The 23,930-nt window shown below is 63.0% G+C and carries 25 protein-coding genes; 14 read left to right on the top strand and 11 right to left on the bottom strand.

The annotated features are described in order from the left end of the window. Window positions 1–15 precede the first annotated feature (15 nt). Window positions 16–1,149 (top strand): MFS transporter, encoded by a 1,134-nt coding sequence (locus tag GGR20_RS13435; RefSeq protein ID WP_183311868.1) that lies wholly within the window; start codon window positions 16–18, stop codon window positions 1,147–1,149. Here GGR20_RS13435 and truB read toward each other — a convergent pair. From truB to GGR20_RS13415, 4 genes are all read right to left on the bottom strand, one after another. Continuing rightward, a complete protein-coding gene (gene truB / locus GGR20_RS13430; protein WP_183311867.1) occupies window positions 1,139–2,047 on the bottom strand; it encodes a tRNA pseudouridine(55) synthase TruB in 909 nt (302 codons plus the stop codon). The two genes, GGR20_RS13435 and truB, sit on opposite strands and share 11 nt — an antisense overlap. Before the next feature lie 2 nt (window positions 2,048–2,049). After that, window positions 2,050–2,463: a 30S ribosome-binding factor RbfA gene (gene rbfA, locus GGR20_RS13425; RefSeq protein WP_183311866.1), complete on the bottom strand. Its 414-nt coding sequence runs from the start codon at window positions 2,461–2,463 to the stop codon at window positions 2,050–2,052. Window positions 2,464–2,496: 33 nt separating this feature from the next. After that, window positions 2,497–3,156, bottom strand: a complete 660-nt coding sequence (locus GGR20_RS13420) for a hypothetical protein (RefSeq protein ID WP_183311865.1) — start codon at window positions 3,154–3,156, stop codon at window positions 2,497–2,499. A gap of 151 nt (window positions 3,157–3,307) precedes the next feature. Further along, window positions 3,308–4,327 (bottom strand): 2-hydroxyacid dehydrogenase, encoded by a 1,020-nt coding sequence (locus GGR20_RS13415; protein WP_183311864.1) that lies wholly within the window; start codon window positions 4,325–4,327, stop codon window positions 3,308–3,310. Between the two features lie 114 nt (window positions 4,328–4,441). Here GGR20_RS13415 and GGR20_RS13410 point away from each other — a divergent pair, with 114 nt between their 5' ends. Then, on the top strand, window positions 4,442–4,987 hold the full coding sequence (locus GGR20_RS13410) for an SH3 domain-containing protein (RefSeq protein ID WP_183311863.1): 546 nt from the start codon (window positions 4,442–4,444) through the stop codon (window positions 4,985–4,987). Here the strand turns inward: GGR20_RS13410 and GGR20_RS13405 are convergent. Then, complete coding sequence (locus GGR20_RS13405; RefSeq protein ID WP_183311862.1) at window positions 4,963–5,781, bottom strand: siderophore ferric iron reductase; 819 nt, start codon at window positions 5,779–5,781, stop codon at window positions 4,963–4,965. The two genes, GGR20_RS13410 and GGR20_RS13405, sit on opposite strands and share 25 nt — an antisense overlap. A gap of 175 nt (window positions 5,782–5,956) precedes the next feature. Here GGR20_RS13405 and GGR20_RS13400 point away from each other — a divergent pair, with 175 nt between their 5' ends. From GGR20_RS13400 to GGR20_RS13390, 3 genes are all read left to right on the top strand, one after another. Continuing rightward, the gene (locus GGR20_RS13400) at window positions 5,957–6,385 is read left to right on the top strand and encodes a TadE/TadG family type IV pilus assembly protein (RefSeq protein WP_183311861.1); all 429 of its coding nucleotides are present in this window, start codon (window positions 5,957–5,959) and stop codon (window positions 6,383–6,385) included. Continuing rightward, window positions 6,382–8,022 carry a TadG family pilus assembly protein gene (locus GGR20_RS13395; protein WP_183311860.1) on the top strand — a complete coding sequence of 547 codons (1,641 nt, stop codon included), beginning with the start codon at window positions 6,382–6,384 and terminating at the stop codon, window positions 8,020–8,022. The genes GGR20_RS13400 and GGR20_RS13395 overlap by 4 nt, the downstream gene beginning before the upstream one ends. A 207-nt stretch (window positions 8,023–8,229) precedes the next feature. Further along, window positions 8,230–9,354, top strand: coding sequence for a Gfo/Idh/MocA family protein (locus GGR20_RS13390; protein ID WP_183311859.1), 1,125 nt, complete (start codon window positions 8,230–8,232; stop codon window positions 9,352–9,354). A 49-nt stretch (window positions 9,355–9,403) separates the two neighbouring features. Here GGR20_RS13390 and GGR20_RS13385 read toward each other — a convergent pair whose 3' ends face one another. Then, complete coding sequence (locus GGR20_RS13385) at window positions 9,404–10,009, bottom strand: hypothetical protein (RefSeq protein ID WP_183311858.1); 606 nt, start codon at window positions 10,007–10,009, stop codon at window positions 9,404–9,406. Window positions 10,010–10,106: 97 nt separating this feature from the next. Here GGR20_RS13385 and GGR20_RS13380 point away from each other — a divergent pair, with 97 nt between their 5' ends. Next, the gene (locus GGR20_RS13380) at window positions 10,107–10,544 is read left to right on the top strand and encodes an Rrf2 family transcriptional regulator (protein WP_183311857.1); all 438 of its coding nucleotides are present in this window, start codon (window positions 10,107–10,109) and stop codon (window positions 10,542–10,544) included. Window positions 10,545–10,627: 83 nt separating this feature from the next. Beyond that, window positions 10,628–11,518 (top strand): NAD(P)/FAD-dependent oxidoreductase, encoded by an 891-nt coding sequence (locus GGR20_RS13375; RefSeq protein WP_183311856.1) that lies wholly within the window; start codon window positions 10,628–10,630, stop codon window positions 11,516–11,518. 110 nt (window positions 11,519–11,628) lie between these two features. On the opposite strand, the gene GGR20_RS13370 is transcribed toward GGR20_RS13375, so the two are convergent. Next, on the bottom strand, window positions 11,629–12,666 hold the full coding sequence (locus GGR20_RS13370; protein ID WP_183311855.1) for an aldo/keto reductase: 1,038 nt from the start codon (window positions 12,664–12,666) through the stop codon (window positions 11,629–11,631). A 69-nt stretch (window positions 12,667–12,735) separates the two neighbouring features. On the opposite strand from GGR20_RS13370, the gene trhO reads away from it, so the two are divergent. Next, window positions 12,736–13,773: an oxygen-dependent tRNA uridine(34) hydroxylase TrhO gene (gene trhO, locus GGR20_RS13365; RefSeq protein WP_246349596.1), complete on the top strand. Its 1,038-nt coding sequence runs from the start codon at window positions 12,736–12,738 to the stop codon at window positions 13,771–13,773. An 81-nt stretch (window positions 13,774–13,854) separates the two neighbouring features. Beyond that, window positions 13,855–14,808, top strand: coding sequence for a LysR family transcriptional regulator (locus GGR20_RS13360; protein ID WP_183311854.1), 954 nt, complete (start codon window positions 13,855–13,857; stop codon window positions 14,806–14,808). On the opposite strand, the gene GGR20_RS19120 is transcribed toward GGR20_RS13360, so the two are convergent. Further along, window positions 14,769–15,533 (bottom strand): LytTR family transcriptional regulator DNA-binding domain-containing protein, encoded by a 765-nt coding sequence (locus GGR20_RS19120; RefSeq protein ID WP_183311853.1) that lies wholly within the window; start codon window positions 15,531–15,533, stop codon window positions 14,769–14,771. The genes GGR20_RS13360 and GGR20_RS19120 overlap by 40 nt on opposite strands. Window positions 15,534–15,634: 101 nt before the next feature. On the opposite strand from GGR20_RS19120, the gene GGR20_RS13350 reads away from it, so the two are divergent. Then, a complete protein-coding gene (locus tag GGR20_RS13350; protein ID WP_183311852.1) occupies window positions 15,635–16,129 on the top strand; it encodes a DUF2306 domain-containing protein in 495 nt (164 codons plus the stop codon). Here the strand turns inward: GGR20_RS13350 and mbfA are convergent. Next, window positions 16,126–17,106: an iron exporter MbfA gene (gene mbfA / locus GGR20_RS13345; RefSeq protein WP_183311851.1), complete on the bottom strand. Its 981-nt coding sequence runs from the start codon at window positions 17,104–17,106 to the stop codon at window positions 16,126–16,128. The genes GGR20_RS13350 and mbfA overlap by 4 nt on opposite strands. Window positions 17,107–17,254: 148 nt before the next feature. Here mbfA and GGR20_RS13340 point away from each other — a divergent pair, with 148 nt between their 5' ends. From GGR20_RS13340 to GGR20_RS13330, 3 genes are all read left to right on the top strand, one after another. Continuing rightward, window positions 17,255–17,656, top strand: coding sequence for a hypothetical protein (locus GGR20_RS13340; RefSeq protein WP_183311850.1), 402 nt, complete (start codon window positions 17,255–17,257; stop codon window positions 17,654–17,656). A 63-nt stretch (window positions 17,657–17,719) separates the two neighbouring features. Then, complete coding sequence (locus tag GGR20_RS13335) at window positions 17,720–18,688, top strand: copper chaperone PCu(A)C domain-containing protein (protein ID WP_183311849.1); 969 nt, start codon at window positions 17,720–17,722, stop codon at window positions 18,686–18,688. Between the two features lie 3 nt (window positions 18,689–18,691). Next, window positions 18,692–19,282, top strand: a complete 591-nt coding sequence (locus GGR20_RS13330) for an SCO family protein (RefSeq protein WP_183311848.1) — start codon at window positions 18,692–18,694, stop codon at window positions 19,280–19,282. Window positions 19,283–19,339: 57 nt separating this feature from the next. Here the strand turns inward: GGR20_RS13330 and GGR20_RS13325 are convergent, their stop codons facing one another. Both GGR20_RS13325 and GGR20_RS13320 read right to left on the bottom strand, forming a co-directional pair. Next, window positions 19,340–20,593 carry an NAD(P)/FAD-dependent oxidoreductase gene (locus GGR20_RS13325; RefSeq protein ID WP_183311847.1) on the bottom strand — a complete coding sequence of 418 codons (1,254 nt, stop codon included), beginning with the start codon at window positions 20,591–20,593 and terminating at the stop codon, window positions 19,340–19,342. Window positions 20,594–20,720: 127 nt separating this feature from the next. Further along, window positions 20,721–21,662 carry a LysR substrate-binding domain-containing protein gene (locus tag GGR20_RS13320; protein WP_183311846.1) on the bottom strand — a complete coding sequence of 314 codons (942 nt, stop codon included), beginning with the start codon at window positions 21,660–21,662 and terminating at the stop codon, window positions 20,721–20,723. A gap of 355 nt (window positions 21,663–22,017) precedes the next feature. On the opposite strand from GGR20_RS13320, the gene lepA reads away from it, so the two are divergent. Further along, complete coding sequence (gene lepA, locus GGR20_RS13315; protein ID WP_183311845.1) at window positions 22,018–23,823, top strand: translation elongation factor 4; 1,806 nt, start codon at window positions 22,018–22,020, stop codon at window positions 23,821–23,823. Window positions 23,824–23,930: the final 107 nt, after the last annotated feature.

The following is a 23,930-nucleotide window of genomic DNA, read 5'->3' as shown; positions in this document are numbered from 1 at the left end:
AACTATTGACGCACAATGCTTTCCACCCATTGGCGCATTATTGCGCTCTTCTTCACCCACGCCCTGGCCGCCGGCGCCATTCATACGCGCATCCCGGACCTGCAGCAGCTGATCGGCCTCACCGAAGGCCAGCTCGGCCTGGTCCTGATCGGCCAGCCGCTGGGCGCGCTCTCGATGTTCCTGTTCTCCAGCGCCATCGTCGAGCGCTTCGGTCCGCGCCGCATGATCCTGTGGCTACTGCCAATCGTGGTCATCACCGCTGCCCTCGCCACCGTGTTGCTCAACCCGATTACCCTGTTCGTGCTGCTCGCGCTCAATGGCGTCGGCTTTTCGCTCACCAACATCGCCATGAATGTCGAGGCCGACCGGGTCGAGGCGGCGACCTCGGCACGGGTGATGAATACCTGTCACGGCGCCTGGAGCGTTGGTTTTCTGCTGACCTCATTGCTTGGTGCCACAATGCGCGGTCTGCATGTCGCCCCGGCCATTCATCTGTGGGCGCTGGCCCCGGTGCTGATCGGGCTGATTGCTTTTGTGGTTCTGCCCATGCCCAACATGCCGCCGCGCCCCCATACCGACGGCGCGGTGAAAAAACTGGCCTGGCCGACCTGGGCCACCATGGGCCTGGTGGCCTTCGGGCTGGGCGCCGGCTTGACCGAAGGAGCATCGCGGGCCTGGTCGATCATCTATCTGCGCGATGCCTTCGATGTCGCGCCCTTCATCGAGTCGCTGGCCCTGCCGGCACTGCTCTTGTCCATGGCCGGCGGGCGGCTGGTCGCCGACCGCTTCATCGACCGCTACGGGCCGGTGCGCGTGGCGCGCAGCCTCTCGGCATTGGCCGTTCTGGGCATGCTGGCTATTGTCCTGGCCCCCAATGCCTATGCGGCCCTGGCCGGATTTTTGGCGGTGGGGATAGGCATCTGTGTGCTGTTCCCGCTGATGCTGTCAGCGGCGGCGCGCCTGGGGGATCGTCCGGCCAGCCAGAACGTGGCGGCAACAACGCTGATCTTTCAGCTGGTCAACCTAGGTGCGCCCGTTCTCATCGGCAGTGTCGCAGAGGGCTTTGGCGTGCGCATGGCATTCGCCATGCTCATTCCACTGCTCGTGCTGACCGTCACCATGGCGGGGCAGCTACGCCCTAAAGATTGAACACCCGGCCGGGTTTGAACTGGCCGAACTCCACATGCCCGGTGGCCAGCACCTTGCCCTTGAAGCTCACCCAGCACTCGTCCACCGACACCGGTGCATTGGCCCCGGTCAGCAGCACGGCATTGCCATGGCTCACCGCCTTGGCCTGCCCGGCATCGAGCCGGATTTCCTCGATGTCCTCAAGACCTACTGACACGGGCAGCAGCAGAGCATCGCGCGCCTCCCCGGCCTCGGCGGCTTCGAGTTCTTCGATGCTCACCGCGTCGTCATCGGTAAACGGACCGACCGCGGCGCGGTGCAGCTTGGTCACATGGCCCACCGTGCCCAGCGCCTCGGCAATGTCGCGCGCCAGCGCCCGCACATAGGTACCCTTGCCACAGGTGACCTCAAGAACGCTCTCCTCGGGGCTGTGCGACACCAGTTCGATCGCGTCGATGTCGATGGGGCGTTCTGCCAACTCCACCGTCTCGCCGGCCCGGGCCAGGTCATAGGCGCGCTCGCCATCCACCTTGATCGCAGAAAAGGCCGGTGGCCGCTGCATGATGGTCCCGGTAAAGCGCGGCAGCACGGCCTCAAGCGCGCCCTGTTCGGGCCGCACATCGGAGGTGGCGACCACCTCGCCCTCGGTGTCGTCAGTGGTGGTGGCTTTGCCCCAGCCAATGGTGAATCGATAAACCTTGATGCCGTCCTGCACCTGCGGCACCGCCTTGGTGGCTTCGCCCAGCGCTATGGGCAATATGCCGGTGGCCAGCGGGTCGAGCGTGCCGGCATGGCCCGCCTTGGCGGCGCTGAGCAGCCAGCGCACCTTGCCCACTGCCTGTGTGGAGGTGAAGTCATATGGCTTGTTGAGCACGACCCATCCGGAAATGGCGCGCTTTTTCGATCTTGGCTGGTTCAAACTCAGTCTTCTTGGCTGTCGTCGCTATCGTCGTCGAGGTCGCGCTTGACCCGCTCCGAGCGCAGCAGGGCATCGATCCGGCCGGCTTCCTCGAAGGTTTCATCCACGAAGAAACGGATTTCCGGGGCGTATTTGAGGTCGATCTGCGGGGCGACGCGGCCACGGATGAACTTGCGGTGCCGGTTGAGCGCCGCCACGATTTCCTCGGCATGCATGCCGCCCAATGGCATTACATAGGCATTGGCAATCTTGAGGTCAGGCGTCATGCGCACTTCGGGCACGGTCACGACCGCTCCGGCAAGCGCCTCGTCCTCAATGTCACCGCGGGCAAACAGCGCCGACAGGGCATGGCGCACCAGTTCCCCGACGCGCAGCATGCGCTGGCTCGGGCCAGCGGGTTTGTGGTCTTTTTTCATGGGCAAGCGGCTTAGGCTCTCCCAGGGGCGCCGTCAATCCAGAAGCGTCAAACTGACGTCAGACTTGAACTGGGCCATCCGCGCTTCCACTGTTTCGGCGGGCACTGGCCAACTCGCTGGCGTGCTGGCGTCAAACGCAGCACCGCGCCACTCCTGGAACACCAGGCCCAGCCCTGCGGCGGATTTGTAAAAGCCCATCACCATCACTTCACCCTGTCCGGCAAAGTCGGTGAAAGCGTCGAGATAGGCACCGCAAACATAGCCCAGCGGTGGCAACGCATCTTCCGTATCGGGTTCAAGCTGGAACAGTGCCACTCTGTCCGGATCGCAGGATTGAGCATAGACATTGACGACACGGGACCGGAACTCGTCCAGGTCCATGTCGGTCTGGTCACTGATGCGGGCGCCATAAAGCGTGGACCAGAAGGCTTCGCCCTCGCCCCGCTTGTAGATCGTCAGTTGCGCCTGACCGCCATCTTCGAGAAACCGGGTCGACACCCGCTCCGAAATTGCTGCCAGGTCAGCGTCAGCCGCCACCCAGTCCGGCAGAGGCATGGTCAGGCGCTGCCCCAGCGCATCAAGCACCAGGTGGCCCGCATCCTGTGTGAATGGCAGCGCGCTCTGCGCCAGTACCGGGGCAGCAAACAACGTCAGGCCAGCCGTCAGAACTGCCGTTTTATTCGTCCAAGGCACGGGCCACTCCTGACACCCGGAAACACGCGCGTCGCCCGGACGTGCCCTACGCCGTCGACCTTGTGACGATTAGGGGGCAGTTCGCCGCCACGCAAGCACATGACCTCGAAGTGGCCCAGTTGGTCACCCGATTGCGGAAATGCTGCAACACTTAGCCTTTGGCGGCGCGGGGCAGGGGACCGTCGGGCAACAGGCGGTGCGGCGGCTGATGCCCATCCATGAAGGTGCGGATATTGACGATCACCGCCTCGCCCATCTCTACCCGCGCTTCCAGGGTTGCCGACGCCATATGGGCGGTCAGCACCACCCGGTTGGCCTCGGCCAGGGCCAGCAGACGCGGGTTGATGCCGGGACGGTTCTCGAACACATCGAGCGCCGCGCCGGCCAGTTGACCGCTTTCCAGCCGCTCGATCAAGGCGCTCTCTTCGAGCAGTTCAGGGCGGCTGACATTGATCAGATAAGCACCCGGCTTCATCCGGTCGAGCCGCGCGGCAGAGAGGATATGATGTGTGTCGCGCGTAAGCGGGGTATGCAGCGACACGATATCCACCTCGGCCAGCATGGCGTCCAGATCGTCCCAATAGCGCGCCTCGAGCGGCTGTTCGATGGCCGGTGGCCGACGATTGCGAGAATAATAATGGATATTGAGGCCAAAGGCGCGGGCACGGCTCGCCACCGCCGTGCCGATCCGGCCCATGCCCACAATGCCCAGCGCCTTGCCACGCAGCCGGTGTCCCAGCATCGAGGTGGGCGACCAGCCAGCCCAGGCCCGGTCGCGCAACAGCATCTGCGTGCCCTCCACCAACCGGCGAGGCAGGGCCAGCATCAGCGCCGTGGCCATGTCGGCGGTATCCTCGGTCAACACCGAGGGCGTATTGGTCACCGTCAGACCGGCTGCCCAGGCCGCGTCGAGGTCGATATTGTCCACCCCGTTGCCGAACTGGGCGATCAGCCGCACGCTGGGCGGCAGCCGGCCGATCAACGCTGCATCGATATGGTCGGTTATGGTGGAGACCAGCACATCCTTGCCCTCTAGCCCGGCCAGGATATCCTCCCCGCTCAGCGCCAGATCGGCATCATTGACATCGGTCTCGAACAGGGTCGCCATGCGCGCTTCAATGCTCGCGGGCAGCCGTCTGGTCACCAGGATCTTGGGTTTGCTCGATGTCATGCGCACCAATGAAGGGCCGGTTTGCCACCGGCGCAATCGCCGCCTTCAGCGACCATTAAGGATATCGCGCTAGTGATAGGGCAAATCAAACCCGTCTGCAAAGTGATGTTGTTCTTGCCAGCTCTGCCGGCCCGCCTACGCGCTTTTCTCGCCGTACTCGTGGCCCTGTTCGCCGCAGCATTCGCCACGCCCGCCATCCAGGCGCAAGACAATCCCAGCGGCCTGCCGCTGCCGCGTTTCGTCACCACGCGCTCGCACCCGATCAATGTCCGTGTCGGTCCCGGCACGCGCTATGAGATCGCCTGGAACTACACTATTTCCGGCGTGCCGGTGGAGATCATCCAGGAGTTCGATACCTGGCGTAAGATCCGCGATGTCGACGGCGATGAAGGCTGGGTGCATCAAAGCCTGCTTTCGGGCAATCGCGCCGGCTACGCCACGCCTCTGCTGGCCAATGGCGAAGTGCAAATGCATTCGGGCCGATCGGCCGATGCTGGGGTCCGGGCTCGTCTCGCACCCGGCGTCAGGGTCTCGATTAGCGAGTGCGACGGCACCTGGTGCAATGTTTCAGCCGGCCAGCCGGGCGAACGGCAGGCCTATTCGGGCTGGGTACAACAGGCCGAGCTCTGGGGTGTCTATGCCGACGAGACGTTCGACTGAGCCTGAACCTCGAGCTCTGCCAGAACATTGGTGCGCTCGCGATTTCGCCGCTCTTCATCATTGAGTTTGGGGCACGAGGCGCAATAGCGCTCGGGGAAGGCAAGATAGTCCAGGCAGCATCCCTTGCGCGCCATGATGGCAACCTGCTGTCCATCGGGCAGGGCAAGCGTTTCCAGCCCGCCCAGTCCCTCCAGCCCCATCGCCGATAGCCATAGATCGCAATAGCGATACTGCTCCGCCATGCTGATTTCGGGCCGGAAATGCTTGAGGCGCACCATCAGCCCCAATATCCGGTCGGCCAACAGGCGCAGGGCCGGCACCCGCTTGAGCCGGGTCACAGCATTGATTTCGGCCAGCACGCTATCGCCCATGGCACGCAGATCGCGTCCCGCCCAGTCAATCAACTCTTCCGTGCTGCCTTCGCGCTGCGGTCCGGGAGCGAGGCGATAGCCGTTGACGTCGAGATTTTGCCGCGCCTGCGCCAGCGTCGTCACCGCCGGCAGCGCCCCATGCAGATGCACCGCGATGACCGAAAGATAAGCCGGCTGCCACATCAGATTGGTCCACAGCCGCACTGCGTAAAAAGGTTGCCCGGCGTCCCGATAGCTGGTCGCCAGCCGCTCATGTAGGTCTTCCAGGAACGCCCTGTTGTCCTGGCCAACGCTATGCCAATCGGGCAGAGGTCCGCCCGGAGCCCCCTTGAGAAAGCCCGTCGCCGACCCCGCCAACGCGATAAATCGCGTCAACGCAGCATCATCCGCGCTCTGGGCAAAAAGATAGTTGCGGGTGGTCAAGGCGGCATCCTCAAATCGGGGTCTTCTAACTGGTCCAAATGGACGAGAGAAGTCACTGCTTGTTTCGACCCTCGCATTCGCCCCGATCGGGCGACCACCTAGGAGAGCGTTTACCGCCTCATTGTCGTGCACCCGGCACTCTGCTGTCACCTGATCATTCGTACCGGGGGCTCGAATGCAGCGGCCAGTTCGTCGACTTCGCCATGACCGATCCGGCACGGCCGCCATCGAATTTGCCATACTCACGCCCGTCTTCCTGCTGCTGCTCACCGGCATGCTGGCCTATGGCATTTATTTTGGTGCCGCCCATTCCGTCCAGCAATTGGCCGCCGATGCCGCACGCACCGCCATTGCGGGCCTCAACGAGACTGAACGCAATAGCCTTGTGGCCTCCTATCTGGAGCAAAACGCGGGCGACTATCCGCTGCTCAACCCCGCCCGCCTCGCCCATACCATCGGCGACAGCTCTGCCGATCCAGCCCAATATGTCGTGCGTCTGAGCTATGACGCGACCGATCTGCCGATCTGGAATCTCTATCCACCCCTGCCGCTGCCGGGCAAGACCATCGCCCATGGCGCGACCATCAGGCGGGGTGGATTGTGACCGGGTCCCGTTTCCGCCGTGATGAGCGTGGCAATATGGCTGTGCTCTTCGCCTTCGGCTTCGCTGTTTCCGCCATGGTGTCGGCCTTGGCGGTGGATGCGGCTTCGCTCTATCACGAGCGTCGCGTCCTGCAGGCCGGAGTCGATCTGGCGGCCATCTCGGCTGCGACCGATCCCGCCCGCGCTGCCGAGATCGCTCAATCCGTGCTGACCGGGGCGCAGCTCCTTGCCCCGGCCAGCACGGATGGGCTGACCGTGCTTGCGGGCCGCTATGACCCGACCGAACCGGTCATCGCCGACCGCTTCACCCCCGGCAAGACACCACACAATGCTGTCTCGGTCACTCTCAACCGGCCCGGCAGGCTTTATTTCGCGTCCAGTTTCGCCACCGTTCCCATCCTCCGGGCATCCGGCATTGCGTCGGTGACCCCCGAGGTGTCCTTTTCTGTGGGTTCGCGCCTCGCCAGCCTGAATGAGGGCCTCGCCAATGCCATTCTGTCGGCCCTCCTTGGCACTACAGTGTCCCTGTCGGTCCTGGACTATAGGGCGCTCGCCGCAGCCCGTGTCGACGCCCTGGATTTTCTCGATGCGCTGGCTACCGAACTGGGCGTCACCGCCGGCAGCTATGATGACCTGCTTGCCACTCACGCCGGGACACGGGGTGTTGCCGCAACGCTGGCTGGTCTCGCCCATGGCAGAGCCCATTCCGCCCTGATGCTGCTCGCCACCGCCGGTGCCGGGGCTAATGTTGATCTGGGCAAGCTGATCGATCTGGGCCGGCTGGGTAGGCTGGAACTCGGCAGCGCCGGGGCGGCTGATCTGTCTCTGTCCGTGCTCGAACTGCTCTCGGCGGCGGCAGCGCTCGGCGACGGTAATCGTCAGGTCTCGCTCAATCTCGGTGCAGCAGTGCCGGGGCTGGTGTCGCTGCAACTCGATCTGGCCGTTGGCGAGCCGGCCCAGGGTGGCGCCTGGTTTACCCTGGGGCCCATGGGCACCATCGTTCGAACCGCACAGACCCGGCTGCGCCTCAGGGCTGAATTGCTGGGCGGACCGACCCTGCTTGGTGCCGGGGTCAAGCTCCCGCTCTGGCTCGACCTGGCGCCCGCCGAGGCGCGTGCCGAGGCTGCGACTTGCCCGACAACCGTAGCGCCACAAGGCAGTGCCACCATCGCCGCCCGCCCCGGCATATTGCGCCTGAGCGTCGGTGAGATGAGCGATGCGAGCCTGGCCGATTTCGGCGTGCCCCCTTCGGCCGCCCCGGTGCGCCTGATCGATATCCTGCTGCTGCGCGTTACCGGCGCAGCCATGGTCGAACTGGCCCAGACCACTCCGGTCCGGCTCAATTTTTCCTCAGCCGACATTGCCGCGGGCACCATGCGGACGGCGCGTACCGAAACGCTGGTTGCATCCCTTTCCGCCATGCTGCTCGACCGGCTCGATCTCACCGTCAATGTGTCGGGCCTGGGCCTGTCGCCGCCCCACATCATTGCTCAGACCGTTCGCGCCCTGCTCGTGCCGTTTGCGCCCCTGATCGACAACACAATCAGTGGCACGCTGTCCGCGCTGGGCCTGGGGCTGGGCGAAGCCGATGTGCGCGTCTATGGCGTGCGCTGCGACCGTGCCGTGCTGGTGGGGTAGGGTAGGGTTGCCCCGTAGACCTGCGCAAAAGAATTATCGCATAAATTCGCTGCTCCCACTTCCCGACTCCGTCCCGCCCGGTCTAGGTTGATGCACGTACATCTAAAGCGTTTTCCGGCCGGCTTTCTGGCCGCCGACGCGAAGAATCAACAGCGGGAAGCAAACGCGGCGTTTCCTTGAAACGCTGACCTTGGGAGGAGTGCGCAGATGAGCGCCAAGCGCCTCGGCATCGGCTTTATCGGTACCGGCAATATTTCTTCGGCCTATTTGAAGGCCATTCTGGGCAAGGACGGCTTGCCGGGCTTCGGCGTGCTCGACGTCAAGGCGCTTTCGGACATGCGGCCCGAAGCGGCCCAGGCCCGCGCCGACGAGTTCGGCCTCACGGCGATGAGTGTCGACGACATGCTCGCTGATCCCGGTATTGATCTGGTCGTCAACCTGACCATTCCGCGGGCCCATGTCGATGTGGGGCTCAAATGCCTGGCCGCCGGAAAGCATGTCTATTCCGAAAAGCCGCTCGGCATTTCTTTTGCCGAGGGCCAGAAGCTGCTCGATGCGGCAAAGGCCGCCGGCCTTCGCATCGGGTCGGCTCCCGATACTTTCCTGGGGGGTGCCCATCAGCAGGCGCGCGCCGTGGTCGATAGTGGCGTGCTGGGTCAGTTGATCGGCGGCACCGCCTTTATGCAATGCCCCGGCCACGAAAGCTGGCATCCTGACCCGGCCTTCTATTATGACCTGGGCGGCGGCCCCATGTTCGATATGGGCCCCTATTACATCACCGATCTGGTCAATCTGCTGGGGCCTGTCGCCAAAGTCTCGGCCATGTCCTCGCGTTTGCGGACCGAGCGCACCATCACCTCCGAGCCCAAAAAGGGCCAGACCATGCCGGTGCATATCGACACCCATGTCACCGGCGCGCTGGGCTTTGCCAATGGCGCTATCGTGCAGATCGCCATGAGCTTTGACGTTGCCGCCCATAAGCACGTGCCGTTCGAACTCTATGGCACCGAGCAGACCCTGCTCGTGCCCGACCCCAATCATTTCGGCGGCACGGTGGAACTGCGCAAGCGCGGCCGCGATGAGGACTGGAATGAGGTCAAGCTCGAGGCGCCCTATGCTGACGGCAATTACCGTTCACTCGGCGTCGCCGACATGGCCGCCGCGATTCTCGAGGGCCGGCCGCACCGCGCCAATGGCGACCTAGCCTTGCATGTTCTCGAAGTGATGGAGGCCTTCGAGGCTGCCGCACGTGATGGCCGCACCGTGGAGATCAAGACCCCGGTCACGCGCCCCGCTCCGCTCGCCGACAGTCTCAAGGACGGCGCGCTCTAGCGCCAGCTGTCCCGCCAGCATGTCTCCCTCTCCCCAGGGGAGGGGGACACTACCAATACCAGCCTAGGTCAGCGGCCGCGTCCGCATCAAAATACAGCGTCACCAGTGCATCATTGGCGGGGTCGGTTTCCCCTTCGACATAGTGGCGCTGCAACAGGGTTACTGTCTCTTTGGCCTTGTTGTGATGCTGGAAGAGATAATCGAAACAGTCATCGTCATCCTCCACGCTGACCATGCTGTAAATCTCCTCCCTCAATGCCGCCAGCGCGCGGCCCTCAATCGCGGTTCCATCGGCTCTCTCATAGCCGCGGACAGTGGGCACCCAGTCATTTCCTGTCTCGCAGATATAGCGATCTTGCCTGAACACGCCGCGGTCGACAAAGGAGATGTCGATCTCTTCGCTCCAGGGGTTGGAAATCTCATAGATTGCGTCGGTTTCGCTGACCGCAAGGTAGATGTCGGACCAGGCGCAATTGCCGTCCTGCAGCCTGTAGCACCAGCGCTCCGCCCCCATCATCAACACCGCCACATCGCTGATCGGCATCAGCTTGCCCGCTTTCATGCGATCAATCACCGCCTGGCTGGCTGTATCTTGTGCCGCTGCGGAGCCAATCAGGCCGACGCAAAGGGCGATCAGTAAAGCTGCAAGGCGCATGGTGATCCTCCCAAGATCGAGGGCCTCACCTTAAGCTGCCAATGGGGGCGAAGATAAGCCCCTTGACAGCGGCCCTATATGTAACAATAAAAGTTCCATGAAACGATCTAGCCGTCTCTCCATCGCCTTGCATGCCCTGGTGCATCTGCATGCCCAGCCCGACAAGCAGCTCAGCTCGGCCGCCTTGGCCACCTGCCTGATGACCAATCCGGTCGTCGTGCGCCGCATTCTGGGCGAACTGCGCGAGGCCGATATCGTCGAAGCCAGCAAGGGTCCCAATGGCGGCTGGACGCTCAGCCGTCCGGCCACCGAAATCACCCTGCGCGATGTCTACGCCGCGCTGGGTGAGCGGATGCTGCTGCGCACCGAGAGCGACCCGGGCGACACGACCTGCGCCATCGTGCGCTCGGTCGACCGGGTGATGCATGATTTCCTCAATGATGCCGAGGCGCTGCTGGCCGCCCGCTTGCAACGGGTGCGCCTGAGCGACTTGGCAACCGAAGCGCTCCATGCGGGGTTCCCCCGCCTGGACTGACATTTTCAACCCTAGAGCGAGCCTCAGGCGATGCCGCACCGCGGCAGCGGATGGGTCAGCTCGTCCAAAAAAGGACCTGAGATATGCAGGATGTAGTTATTGTCGGCGGCAGCTTTGCCGGCCTCACCGCCGCCATGCAGCTGGGCCGCGCTTGTCGCAAGGTCACCGTGCTCGACACCGGACTCAATCGCAATCGCTATGCCGAGCACGCTCACAATATCTTTGGCCATGACGGCACCCCGCCGAGCGAATTGCTCTCCGCAGCACGCAAGCAGGTTCAGGGCTACCCCACGGTGCAGATCGTCAGCGCCAAGGCCCAGCTCGTCACCGGTGAGCCGGACGATTTCCGCATCACCACTGCCGATGGCGAAACCATATCTGGCCGCAGCCTGATCCTGAGCTATGGCATTGTCGATCAAATGCCCGACATTCCCGGCTTCGCGCAATGCTGGGGCAACACGGTCATCCACTGCCCGTTCTGCCACGGCTATGAAGTGGCCGGAAAGCGCTGGGGCCTGCTCTATTCCTCGCCCATGTCACTGCATGCTCCCGCGCTCTATGCCAACTGGACCGACGACATCACCCTGATCCTGGACGGCCACGATATCCCCGACCAGGAGCGGCACAAGCTCGAAAAGCGCGGCGTAAAGCTCCAAGACGGCAAGCTCGCCAGCATTGCCCATGACCAGGGGCTGCTGCGCGGCGTTACCCTCGAAGACGGCACCGAAATCGCCCTTGAAGCGCTTTACGCCCACCCGCGCAATCGCCCCTCAGCCGATCTGCATGCCCAACTCGGTCTTGATATGAAAGACACCCCGACCGGCACCATGATTGCCGTGGGCGACATGCAGGCCACCTCCCGCCCCGGCATTTTCGCCGCCGGCGACCTGACCACCGGCATGCATTCGGTGACGTTCGCCAACAACACCGGCTCCCTCGCCGCCATGGGCGCGCTGCACTCAATGATGGTTTAACGCCTCTCCGGCGTGGGTGCGGTATCACCCCACCCCCAATCCCTCGCCTTGAGGGGAAGAGACCGAGGGTGGGGTGACGTTACACACCGGATGCCACGAGCCAGTCTACCCTACCGCAGCCAGCCCTGCGGGCGCGGGTGCAGTTCCATTTGTCCGCCGGCCGTGGCTTCGTCGATCGCTGCAATCTCCTCATCGCTGAGATCGAGGTTGTTGAGCACGCCCAGATTGTCCTTGAGCTGATCCAGCGTCCTGACCCCGACCAGCGCCGAGGTCATTTCCTGGCGCCTGAGCACCCAGCTCAGCGCCAGTTGCACCATGGTCTGGCCACGCGCCTTGGCAATCTCGCCCACCTTGTCGACAGCCTCGAGCACCCGCGGCTCGATATGGCTGGCGCGCAGAGTGCCATTCGGATTATCGCCCCGCGCCCCGTCGGTATTGCCGCTATTGTACTTGCCCGAGAGCACGCCCTGCGCCAGCGGCGAAAAGGCAATAACCCCGATGCCCAGCTCACCGCAGGCATCGATGGTCTTGTCGTTCTCGATCCAGCGATTGATCATCGAATAGCTCGGCTGATGGATGGTGGTAGCCACCCCCATGTCCTTCAGAATCCGATGCGCTTCGCGCGTCTGCTGTTCCGGATAGGAGGAGATGCCGACATAAAGCGCCTTGCCCGATTTAACCGCATGGGCCAGTGCACCCATGGTCTCTTCCAGCGGCGTTTCCGGGTCGTAGCGGTGCGAATAGAAGATATCGACATAGTCGAGCCCCATCCGTCGCAGCGACTGGTCGAGACTCGCCAGCAGATATTTGCGGCTGCCCCATTCGCCATAAGGCCCGGGCCACATATTGTAGCCTGCCTTGGTCGAAACGATCATCTCGTCGCGATAGGGGCGGAAATCGCGGGCCATCACCTGGCCAAACAATTCTTCCGAGGAGCCTGCCGGCGGTCCGTAATTATTGGCCAGGTCAAAATGAGTCACGCCCTGGTCGAAGGCGTAGCCCAGGATTTCCATGGCGCTGGGATAGTCCCGCGTACCGCCGAAATTCTGCCACAGCCCCAGGCTCACCACCGGCAGCTTCAGCCCCGATTTGCCTGAGCGGCGGTATTGCATCGTGTCGTAGCGCGCGTTGTCCGCCCGATAGGTCATGGTCACTCCCGATTTTGTGGCTGCGGTCGCCCCGTGACGCCGGGCGCGACCGATGGTATGAGCGGCGCAATGAACGCGCCCAGCTCGAAATCCATGTCCAGTTTGCCCCAGACCGATCATCCATACAAGGTGATGGCCGTCTATAAATTCGCTGCCCTTCCCGATGTCGAAGCGCTGAAAGGCCCGCTGGCCGAGTTCTGTTGCGGTCGCGCCATCAAGGGCACGTTGATCCTGGCCCCCGAAGGCATCAATGGCACCGTCGCCGGCGCACCTGAGGCCATTGACGCGCTGGCCGATTATCTCTTCGTCTCCGGTCCCTTCGGCGCCCGGCTCGCCGGAGCCGAGGTGAAATATTCCTTTGCCGAAACCGCCCCTTTCTTGCGCATGAAGGTGCGCGTGAAGCCTGAGATCGTCACCTTGCGCGCGCCGCAGGTCGATCCCAACCGGCAGGTTGGTACCTATGTCGAACCCGAGGATTGGAATGCGCTGATCGAGCGCAATGACGTGGTGCTGGTCGATACCCGCAATGATTATGAAGTGGGCCTGGGCACCTTTCAGCGCGCTCTGGATCCGCACACATCGAGCTTTGTCGAGTTCAAGGATTATGTCGAAAAGCACCTCGATCCGAACAAGGACAGGAAGGTGGCCATGTTCTGCACCGGCGGGATCCGCTGCGAAAAGGCGTCCTCATACCTTCTGAGTCAGGGCTTTGAGGAGGTGTTTCATCTCAAGGGCGGGATCTTGAAATATCTCGAAGTGGTGCCCGAGGAGCAAAGCCGCTTTGCCGGCGAATGCTTCGTCTTCGATGAGCGGGTCTCGGTGGGTCATGGGCTCGAACTGGGCAATGCCACGCTGTGCCGCGCCTGCCGCCATCCCCTGACCGAGGCGGACCGGAGCCATGCCGATTTCCAGGAAGGCATCTCCTGCCCCTATTGCGCCGGTGATGTCGCCAAGCACCAGTCCGCCGCCGAGCGACAGCGTCAGATGGATTTGGCCAGACAGCGCGGCCTCTCCCACATGGGCGACGCCGCTCTCACCGACGCCGAACGCCGCCGCCAGCAGAAGAAAGCGCAGGCCGAGCGCTCGCGCCGGGCCAACAAGGGCTAGCCTGCGTCACTCGACGTATAGACATTGCCAATGGTGCGCGCCATAGAACGGCGATATTCGCATATTGCATAAGCCTTTCCAATGGATCTCGACCAGCTTCGCACGTTTGACCGCATTGTCCGCGATCAGTCCTTCACCAGGGCTGCCGCCTACCTCAACATCACCCAGGCCACCGCTTCCATGCGCATCCGCGCCCTGGAAAACCTTTTGGGCGTGCAATTATTTGTCCGTGGGCGCACGGTGACGCTGACCGATCAGGGCATGACCTTTCTGCCCTTTGCCCGGCGTATCATCGGTACCGCCCAGGAAGGGCGCGAGGCATTGCGCCGGGTCGAGCGCGGTCGCGTCTCCATCGGCTCGCTGCGCACCCTGGTCTCCCCCCTAATTACGGAAAGCCTGATCCGCTTCCAGGCGAACTACCCCTCCGTTGACGTCGTGGTGCGCGAAGGCCGTCAGGCGCAGATCGCCGCCATGCTGCACGAACGTGAAGTCGAGATGGGGATACTCTGCTGGCCCAATATCGATCCGCTGGTGGTCGATCTCGAGCCGCTCATCATCATGCGCGAACATGTGCCGCTGGTGGTGTCCCCGGAGGTGGCGGCGAAGCTGTCGAGCCAGCCGAGCATCGACGAGGTGCTGGCCATTGTGCCCCGCGTCATTGCCCTGCGGTGGTGGCAGGCCGATCCGGAACGTGCCGCTGCCCTCGTGCGGTTGGCTAGGACCAGCGTCGAATTGCCCACCGGCCCCGCCCGTCGCCTGGCGATGAAAGGAGAGGGACTGGGATTCTTCGTCAATTCAGCGGTGGAAGAGGATGTGCGTGCGGGGCGGCTGGTGGAAATTTCGCCGCTGGAATTTGAACCGCTGCATCGCGATACGGCCATGGTGGTGCGCAATCCCGCCGTGCTCGAGCGGCCCATGCTGGCCGATTTCGTGCGCGAGATTGCCCAGGAATGTGCTCGTGTCGGCGAAATCATCGATGATCGGCTGCATCTGTTTCAGACCGGGAAACCTGCCGCCCGCACTGCTGCGATGTAGGTCCGGCTGACCGGCACGATGCTGCCATCGTCCAGTTCCAGCGCCGGCCGGCCCTTCTGACGCGTACCGCGCTTGACGGCGTCGAGCGCCACCCAGTGGGAGCGATGCACCTGCAGTCCGGCGACGGGCGCGGTTTCCTTGATGGCGTCGGAGAGCCGCATCAGGACCAGGCTGCTGCCCTTCTCGGTCGTCACCTCGACATAGTGATCTGCAACCGAAATGCGCCTTATTAATCCTCGTTGCGGGCGCGGCAAACGCCCCAGCAGGGCAGGTGGGACATGTGCCGGGTCCGGTTGAGCGGGCCGTTCCAGCACCGCGCTCACCAGCGTCACTGCAGCCGAAATCAGCGTGCAGTAAACCCCCAGTGTCAGCAGGTCAAAGCTTGTGACCCCCGGCCCGAACACGGCAATATTGATCAGCGCCACCATGGCCGCCAGCAACGGTCCGGGAAGGGCCCCGGCCAGCAGCGCCGCCAGATATTTGTTGAGGCGCGGCCGCAGCAGTCTTTCGACAAAGCCCACAACCAGCGTGCCGGTCAGGGCTGTGCCCAAAACGACCACACCCCAATAGGCAAGCCGCGGCGCCACCGCCAGCACCTGATAGGTGCCGAATGGCCCCACCAGTCCCACGATCAGCGCGATCACGACCAAGACAGTCCAGAACCGGGCATCGCGCGACAGCCCCTGCAGTTCACGAAGCGTGGATTGCAATGGGCTGTCGTTCACGTATGGGACCTGCGATTGGGGCACTTGGTATTGTCGCGACCAATCTAGCCAAGCATCGAGGTGAGGCAAAGTCTTTACCCTCACCAATATGGCGCCGCTCGATGTCCCTTTCGCCCCTGCTGCAGTCTGACCTTGTCATCCAGATCCACGCCTTCGCCGCAATCGCGGCAACCGTGCTGGGCGCTTGCATTCTCTGGCGTCGCAAGGGCACGGCCCTGCACAAGGCCGCAGGGCGGGTCTGGGTGGTTTTGATGCTCATCACCGTCACCAGCGCCCTGTTCATCAACGAGATCAGGCTGATCGGGCCATTCAGCCCCATCCACCTGTTTTCCCTCTTCACCTACTACACGCTCTTTTTTGCCCTCAAAGCCATCGAGCGTAACGTCGCGCGCCATCGGGCCGAAATGCAGGGGCTTTATGTCGGCGCGCTGATCCTGGCGGGCGCCTTCACCTTTCTGCCCGGGCGCCGCATGCACGAGGTGCTGTTCGGCCCCGGTGCCGGCTGGACCCAATCCCTGCTGGTCATCGTCCCGGTCCTTGCCGTCTCCGGTCTGGCCTGGCTCAGGATGCGGCGGCGGGCACAGCGCGCCGCCTAGGCGTTGCCGATCAATATCCCCGCCGCGAATACCAGCGAGCCGCCCAGCACCACTTGCATCACCGCCCGCCAGAACGGGGTCTGCATATAGCGGTTCTGGATATAGGCGATGGCCCAAAGCTCGATTAGCACCACCGCAATGGCCACGGCCGTCGCGGTGAAGAAATCGGCAATCAGATAGGGCAGGGCGTGCCCCAGCCCGCCCACCGCGGTCATGATCCCGGCGGCCAGTCCACGCTTGATGGGCGAGCCGCGTCCGGTCAGTCGACCATCATCCGAGGCCGCCTCGGTAAAGCCCATGGAAATGCCCGCACCCACAGCCGCGGCCAGGCCCACAAGAAACGTCTGGTGCGTGTCCCCGGTGGCAAAGGCGGCCGCAAACACAGGCGCCAGCGTCGACACCGAGCCATCCATGAGCCCGGCCAGCCCCGGCTGCACATAGGTCAAAAGAAACTGCCGGTGCTGTTCGTGGCCCTCGCTTTCCCGGCCCTCTTGGCCCAGCACTTGATCATCAATTTGATCGGCGCGCGTGGCGTGACCTTTCTCGGCCGCTGCCAAATCGCCCAATAGCTTTCGGATCCCCACGTCAGTCACTTGGTCCGCTGCGGCGAGATAGAAGCGATAAGCTCCTTCCTCCATTTCCCATACCTGCTGGCGCGCCTGTTCCAGCGTCAGCGTCTTCTGCAGCCACAGGGGCTTGCGGTTGAGAAAGCCGCGCACATGTTCGCGCCGGATCGGCACCAGTCGCGTCCCAAAAAGCTCGACATAAAGATCGAGCAGGCGCCGCCGATGCTCGTCCTCCTCGGCCGCCATGCCCTCGAATAGCGCCGCGCTGCCGGGGTAGGTTTGGCCCAGCCGCATTGCATATTCGGAATAGATGCGCCCGTCCTCCTCCTCGGCCGCTATGGCTAGCGAGAGGATTTCGCGCTCCGACAGCGAGGCAAAATCACGGCGACTGTCAGGCCACAGACGGAACATCGCGCTCTCTCCATAGTTTAGGGTTCCGAAAAGTGTTTAGAATGTTTCTAAACTAGAGGCAACTGCATCTATGCTGCGACAATGTGCAGTGCCCGCTGCCGCGCCATTACGCTTGAGCGGACCAAGGGCTCGGGCTATCGAGATAGGCGTGAACAGCAAGAACAACAGCACAGCGCAGATCATGCTTCGCGAGACCGGCATCGCCGTCGCGGTGCTGGCCATTTACGTGCTTACGCTGCTGCTGCCGCTGCATCAGGCCGCCGGTCTGCAACGCGACCTCAATGCCGTCGGCTATTCGACCCTCGATAGTTGGTCAGTCTGTCAGCCTTTGGCGCAGGACGAGAATGGCGACCCGCGTGAAGCGGCCGCGCTCAATTGCCCGGCCACCGGTGCCGCCAAATATCAGCTTGCCACCCTGGCCCTGCCGGCGCCGGCCCTTTCGCCCCCTGTCGGGGCCGATATCATCCGCTTCGCCCTGGCCTCCAGTCCGCACCAGTTCCTGCTGCCCGACCATTTCGGGCAATCCCGCGCACCTCCCGTCCCGGTCTGAATAAAACCCGCCCGGCAGGTCGCCCGCCGGAATCAGACCATTTCTTTGACTGGAGACGAACCCATGATCGGTTCTTTTGCGCGCGCCACCCTGGCCGCCACCACCCTCATCGCCCTGACAGCCCCGGCTCTTGCCCACGCCACGTTGGAAAACCCCAAGGCCAGCCTTGGCGCCAGCTACAAGGCGGTCCTCCGCATTCCCCATGGCTGCGGCACCGAAGCCACCCACACCGTTCGCGTCCAGATTCCCGAAGGCTTCTATAATGTGAAGCCCATACCCAAGGCAGGCTGGACCCTTGAGACCGTCACCGGGCCCCATCAGAACACTTATGTGAACCACGGCGCGCAAGTGTCCGAAGGGGTCATCGAGATCGTCTGGTCAGACGGCAATCTGCCCAACGAATTTTATGACGAGTTCGTTTTCCGCGGCACCTTTGCCGACACGCTCGAAGAAGGCCCTTTCCACTTCCCGGCCATTCAGGAATGCGCCAATGGCGAGGAGGCCTGGACCGATGTGAGCGGAAGCGGCGACATGCCCGCGCCCAGCGTTACACTGGTCGCCGGCGGCATGGACGCACACGCCCATCATGGCGCCGCGTCCGCTCCGGCCGAAACGACCATTGGCGATCTGACCATTTCGGGCGCCTTTACCCGCGCCACCCTGCCCAATGCCCCGGTCGCTGGTGGCTTTCTGACCCTGACCAATAACGGCACTCAGGACGATACCCTGATCGCGGTGGAAACCCCGGTGGCCAAGGAAGGGCAAATTCATGAGATGGCCATGGAGGGCGATGTGATGAAGATGCGTCAGCTCCCCGACGGTCTGGTCATTCCTGCTGGTGAGACCGTGGTGTTCGAACCCGGCGGCTATCACCTGATGTTCATGGGGCTTACCGACCCGATCGCCGAGGGCGCTGCCGTGCCGGTCACGCTGACGTTTGAGAAGGCCGGCACCATCACGCTCGACCTGATCGCCGCCGGGTCCGCCGCCGACGCACCGGCAGCAGATCACTCCAGCCATATGGGGCACTGACCCATGGCCCTGTCCCACATCCGCACCGTGCTGTGGACCCTGGTAGCCGTCGCGGCTCTGGGTGCCACCGGGTTATATGTCTATACCACCATGACGCGTCCGGCCCAGGCAGTTGCCCTGGGGCAGGGCGATTATGAACTGGTGACCGCGACCGGCGAGGCCTTCAATCGCGACAGCCTCAAGGGCGGCCCCTCCATGCTGTTCTTCGGCTTCACCCATTGCCCCGAGGTCTGCCCGACCTCGCTGGCCGAAATGACCGTCTGGTATGAGGCTTTGGGCGAACAGGCAGATGATCTCAACGCCTGGTTCGTCACTGTCGATCCTGAGCGGGATACGGCGGCAGTCATCGGTGATTATGTGAGCTGGACCGGCCGTGTCACGGGCGTGACAGGCACCGCCGAGGAAGTGGCCAAGGCGGCCAAGTCCTGGGGTGCCTATTACGAAAAAGTGCCGCTCGAAGGCGGCGACTATACCATGGACCACACCGCCTCGGTGTTCCTGGTCAACGCTGAGGGTGAGTTCGAAGGCACCATCGCCTATCGCGAAAACAGCGAAACGGCTCTCGCCAAACTGCGGCGCCTGCTCGAAGGTTGAACCACGCGGGCAGATCGGCGTCGCGCCGATCTGCCCTGTCGTTAAATTTCAGGCGGATCAGCCCCCCATAAACCGCGCCATGCGGAAGGGGTGAATATCGATCGCGGTCTCGTCCCCGGTCATCACCTGCGCCAGCAATTCGCCGGTGGCCGGTCCCAGCGTAAAGCCGTGATGGGCGTGTCCGATGCCGACAAACAGGCCCTGATGCTTGGGGGCTTCGGAAATGATCGGCATCATGTCGGGAGTGCAGGGGCGCGCGCCCTTCCAGGGCTGCGGATCGAGCCGCTCGCCCAGCGGGAACAATTCCCGCGCCGCCGCCTCTGCCTTTCCAAGCTGAATTGGGGTCGGTGCAGCGTCGCGCTCGGCAAATTCGGCCCCCGTGGTGATGCGAATGCCCCTGGCCATCGGCGCCATGGCATAGCCGACCTCGGGGTCGAGCAGCAGATGATTGAGCGAAGCGCCTTCGGTTGTCCCGTAGTGCATGTGATAGCCGCGCTTGACGAACAGTGGCAGCCGATAGCCGAGCTTATCCAGCACGTCGGGCGCCCAGGGACCCAGCGCAATCACCGCCTGTTCGGCAAACACCTGTCGGCCCGCAATCTCAGCACGCCAGCCTTCGGCGCTGTCGCTCAGGCCCGTTGCAGCGCCACGGATAAATGTGCCGCCCAGTTTTTCGAAAAGGTTGAAATAGGCGGTCACCAGCGCGCCCGGATCACGCACCGTCCAGGGGTCGGTCCAGTGGATGGCGCCGGCCAGATTGCCGAGCAGGCTGGGCTCGGCCTTTTGCAGCGCCGGCCAGTCCAGCACCTCAAAGCCGATCCCGAACTGGTCATGGTCGCCCTGCGCCTTGCGGGCTTCCTTTTCCAGCTTTTCCGGGCTGCGGAAGGCCAGATGCCAGCCATAGCGCGATATCAGGCTCTCGGCCTCCGGGCCGCACGCTTCGATGAAGTCAGTATGGGTGATGATCGAGCGCCCGATCAGCGGCGCATAGCTTTGCACCACCTTGCGATAATGCTCGGGCGAGGATTCCCACCAATAGCGCAACAGCGGCGGCGCCAGCCGGGGCAGGGCCAGCGGCTCGTAGCGGGCGGCGGTCGAGAGATGCAGCCCGACTTGCAATAAGGTTTGCAGGTCGCGTGGGAATGGATGCGGCCGCACCCCCTCGCGCTGGATGATTCCGGCATTGCCGAAGCTGGTCTCGTGCCCAGGCTCGCTCTTGTCGACCAGGGTCACGCTGCGCCCGCGCCGCAGCAGATGAATGCCGGTAGCGATGCCGACGATTCCGGCACCAAGAATGAGTACGTCGTCCATGCCGATCCCCCGATCTAGCGACTATGGGATCAGGCTATCAGAGCATCTGTGCAACAAAGCGTCCATATTAGCCGGTGAACGGCGCTATGTGCAAAATTGTTCAATCAAATAGCAAATATACGCAATACTATATTGAATATGGCGCTAGTGTCGCCGTGTTCGGCACATTTTGATGCACATAGCCCAACACGCTCGCAGGCACTTCTGCAGCCAGCCAGTCGCGAAAAAAGCCCAGCTTCTTGGGTTGCCGCCGACCCTTGGCCGTCGCCAGGAAGTAGCCGCGCTTGCCCGCAACCGGCAGATCGAAGGGCCGGATCAGCCGCCCGTCGCTCACCGCATCGGCGGTCATCATGTCGGCGGCCAGCAAGATGCCTTGTCCCGAAATCGCGGCGTCAAAGGCCAGTGAAGCATCCGAATAGACCGGACCATTGAGCGGCATGGCCGGGTCCAGCCCCGCCCTTCTTAGCCACGCCGGCCAGTCCAGCATGCTGGTCTGGTCGGCAATCACTGGCACACGCGCCAGATCCGCCGGGCTTTCCACCTTGTCGCGGATCAGCGGCGAGCACACCGGCTGATAGTCCTGTCCGCCGATCAGGCTCACATCGACGCCAGGCCAGACCCCGTCGCCATAGCGGATGCCGCAATCGATATCGGGCCGGCTCAGATCCAGCATCGCGCCGGTGACGGTCAGGCGCACTTCCAGCCCGGGATAGAGTGCGGAGAATTTGTTGACCCGCCAGATCAGCCAACGCGACGCGAAGATGCTGCCCACCGTCACGTTGAGCACGCCCTCATGCGCGCCGGTGAGGCTCGCCAGCCCATCCTGCAACTGCGTGAAGCCGCCACTCAATTGCGGCAGCACCTGCATGAGCGCCGGTAATGGCTTGATGCCCTGCGGCGTGCGCGCGAACAATTCCATGCCCAGCCGGTCTTCGGCCCGGCGCAAATGCTGGCTGACCGCACCGATGGTCACGCCCAGTTCCTCGGCGGCCGGCGCCAGAGCGCCGCGCCGGGCAACGATCTCGATAGCGCGCAGCGCATTGAGCGGTATGGGAAAGGGATTGGGCATATAGATTTTCTATATTGGCTCGCAGGCCTTGTCCATTGTCGCCGTTGCCGTGCGGGCGCATTATGGATGCATAGCAAAGCACACCGCATTTCCGGAGACAGAAAATGTCGATCTTGACCCGCCTTTTGGCGTGGCTCGGCAAGTTCGCGCCGTCACGCTCTAGCCCACCAGATCCCGATAGCATGTCGCTGCATGACTGGGCTGACCTGCCGCCCCATCACCCAGGCTGCGATCCGTGCTGATCCTTCTGCGCGGCGCCTCAACACGCCATCGACCCACCCCATGCCGCAAAACCCCGGTTAACCCGCGCTAAACCATCTTTCTAGGCTCTTCGGGTTCTGCTACAGCCACGGCTATGACCACGCCGCTCAAGAACATTCGCAATTTTTCCATCGTCGCCCATATCGACCATGGCAAATCCACCCTGGCCGATCGCCTGATCCAGATGACGGGCGGGCTCGACCTGCGCGAGATGAAGGCCCAGGTGCTCGATTCCATGGACATCGAGCGCGAGCGGGGCATCACCATCAAGGCGCAGACAGTGCGCCTGAAATACACCGCCCAGGATGGCGAGGATTATATCCTCAACCTCATCGACACCCCCGGCCATGTCGACTTCGCCTATGAAGTCAGCCGCTCCATGGCTGCCGTGGAGGGCTCGCTGCTGGTGGTTGATGCCTCCCAGGGCGTCGAGGCGCAGACCCTGGCCAATGTCTATCACGCCATCGACGCCAATCACGAAATCGTCCCGGTCCTCAACAAGGTCGATCTGCCTGCCGCAGATGTCGATCGCGTCAAGACCCAGATCGAGGACGTCATCGGCATTGATGCCAGTGAGGCGCTGGAAATCTCGGCCAAGACGGGCCTGGGCATGGAAACCGTGCTCGAAGCCATCGTCACGCGCCTGCCCGCCCCCAAGGGCGAGCTCAATGCGCCGTTGAAGGCGCTACTGGTCGACAGCTGGTACGACACCTATCTCGGCGTGGTCGTGTTGGTCCGCATCATCGATGGGGTGATGAAAAAGGGCCAGAAGATCCGCATGATGGCCTCTGGCGCCGTTTACGAGCTGGACCGCGTTGCCGTCACTACCCCCAAGCTGGTCGAGGTCAAGGAACTGACCCCGGGCGAGCTGGGCGTCTTCACCGCCTCGATCAAGGAAGTGGCCGATACCAATGTCGGCGACACCATCACCGAGGACAAGAAGCCCACCGACAAGGCGCTGCCCGGCTTCCGCCCGGCCCAGCCGGTAGTATTCTGCGGCCTTTTCCCGGTTGATGCGTCCGATTTTGACGAGTTGCGCGCCGCCATGGGCAAGCTGCGTCTGAACGACGCCAGCTTCTCTTTTGAGATGGAAACCAGCGCCGCTCTGGGCTTCGGCTTCCGCTGTGGCTTTTTGGGCCTCTTGCACCTCGAAATCATCCAGGAGCGTCTCAGCCGCGAGTTCGATCTCGATCTCATCGCCACCGCCCCCTCGGTGGTCTACGAGGTCGCAATGACCAATGGCGAGACGCTGCATCTGCACAATCCCGCCGATCTGCCCGATGTGATGAAGATCGAGGAAATCCGCGAGCCCTGGATCAAGGCGACCATTCTTACCCCTGACGAACATCTCGGCGCGATCCTCAAGCTCTGCCAGGATCGCCGCGGCATCCAGACCAATCTGAGCTATGTCGGCCAGCGCGCCATGGTCGAATATGAACTGCCGCTCAACGAGGTGGTGTTCGATTTCTACGATCGTCTCAAGTCGATCTCGAAAGGCTATGCCAGCTTTGACTATCAACTGGCCGAACACCGCGCCGGCGACCTGGTCAAACTCTCGATCCTGGTCAATGCCGAGCCCGTTGATGCGCTTTCCATGCTGGTGCACCGCACCGTGGCCGAAAGCCGCGGCCGCGTCATGTGCGAAAAGCTCAAGGAGCTGATCCCCCCGCATCTGTTCGTCATCCCGATCCAGGCCGCCATCGGCGGCAAGATCATCGCCCGCGAAACCGTCCGCGCCATGCGCAAGGACGTCACGGCGAAATGCTATGGCGGCGACGCCACCCGCAAACGCAAGCTCCTGGAAAAGCAGAAAAAGGGCAAGGCCCGCATGCGCCAGTTCGGCTCTGTGGAAATTCCGCAAGAGGCGTTCATCAAGGCACTGAAGATGGGTGATGACTGAGCCAAAAGCGCGGCTCTTATTCCCCGCATAATCGTCATCGGACGATTCCATTCACATCGGTCTCGCAGCCGATTGCCCCGCGTTGAAGGACGTTTTTGCGGAAGCGA

Source organism: Devosia subaequoris, from assembly GCF_014197055.1.
Taxonomy (GTDB): domain Bacteria; phylum Pseudomonadota; class Alphaproteobacteria; order Rhizobiales; family Devosiaceae; genus Devosia; species Devosia subaequoris.
Note: the sequence above shows the minus strand (reverse complement) of the source record. Positions and strands in the feature narration are given on the sequence as shown.

What these genes read in the sequence shown, in the direction of transcription:
- GGR20_RS13380 (WP_183311857.1), top strand. Translation starts at nt 10,107, where the DNA reads ATGAAACGATCTAGCCGTCTCTCCATCGCCTTGCATGCCCTGGTGCAT.
- GGR20_RS13325 (WP_183311847.1), bottom strand. Translation starts at nt 20,593, where the DNA reads ATGGACGACGTACTCATTCTTGGTGCCGGAATCGTCGGCATCGCTACC.
- GGR20_RS13320 (WP_183311846.1), bottom strand. Translation starts at nt 21,662, where the DNA reads ATGCCCAATCCCTTTCCCATACCGCTCAATGCGCTGCGCGCTATCGAG.
- rbfA (WP_183311866.1), bottom strand. Translation starts at nt 2,463, where the DNA reads ATGAAAAAAGACCACAAACCCGCTGGCCCGAGCCAGCGCATGCTGCGC.
- GGR20_RS13350 (WP_183311852.1), top strand. Translation starts at nt 15,635, where the DNA reads ATGTCCCTTTCGCCCCTGCTGCAGTCTGACCTTGTCATCCAGATCCAC.
- mbfA (WP_183311851.1), bottom strand. Translation starts at nt 17,106, where the DNA reads ATGTTCCGTCTGTGGCCTGACAGTCGCCGTGATTTTGCCTCGCTGTCG.
- GGR20_RS13400 (WP_183311861.1), top strand. Translation starts at nt 5,957, where the DNA reads ATGCAGCGGCCAGTTCGTCGACTTCGCCATGACCGATCCGGCACGGCC.
- GGR20_RS13415 (WP_183311864.1), bottom strand. Translation starts at nt 4,327, where the DNA reads ATGACATCGAGCAAACCCAAGATCCTGGTGACCAGACGGCTGCCCGCG.
- trhO (WP_246349596.1), top strand. Translation starts at nt 12,736, where the DNA reads ATGAACGCGCCCAGCTCGAAATCCATGTCCAGTTTGCCCCAGACCGAT.
- GGR20_RS13385 (WP_183311858.1), bottom strand. Translation starts at nt 10,009, where the DNA reads ATGCGCCTTGCAGCTTTACTGATCGCCCTTTGCGTCGGCCTGATTGGC.
- lepA (WP_183311845.1), top strand. Translation starts at nt 22,018, where the DNA reads ATGACCACGCCGCTCAAGAACATTCGCAATTTTTCCATCGTCGCCCAT.
- GGR20_RS13335 (WP_183311849.1), top strand. Translation starts at nt 17,720, where the DNA reads ATGATCGGTTCTTTTGCGCGCGCCACCCTGGCCGCCACCACCCTCATC.
- GGR20_RS13390 (WP_183311859.1), top strand. Translation starts at nt 8,230, where the DNA reads ATGAGCGCCAAGCGCCTCGGCATCGGCTTTATCGGTACCGGCAATATT.
- GGR20_RS13330 (WP_183311848.1), top strand. Translation starts at nt 18,692, where the DNA reads ATGGCCCTGTCCCACATCCGCACCGTGCTGTGGACCCTGGTAGCCGTC.
- GGR20_RS13370 (WP_183311855.1), bottom strand. Translation starts at nt 12,666, where the DNA reads ATGACCTATCGGGCGGACAACGCGCGCTACGACACGATGCAATACCGC.
- GGR20_RS13435 (WP_183311868.1), top strand. Translation starts at nt 16, where the DNA reads ATGCTTTCCACCCATTGGCGCATTATTGCGCTCTTCTTCACCCACGCC.
- GGR20_RS13360 (WP_183311854.1), top strand. Translation starts at nt 13,855, where the DNA reads ATGGATCTCGACCAGCTTCGCACGTTTGACCGCATTGTCCGCGATCAG.
- GGR20_RS13375 (WP_183311856.1), top strand. Translation starts at nt 10,628, where the DNA reads ATGCAGGATGTAGTTATTGTCGGCGGCAGCTTTGCCGGCCTCACCGCC.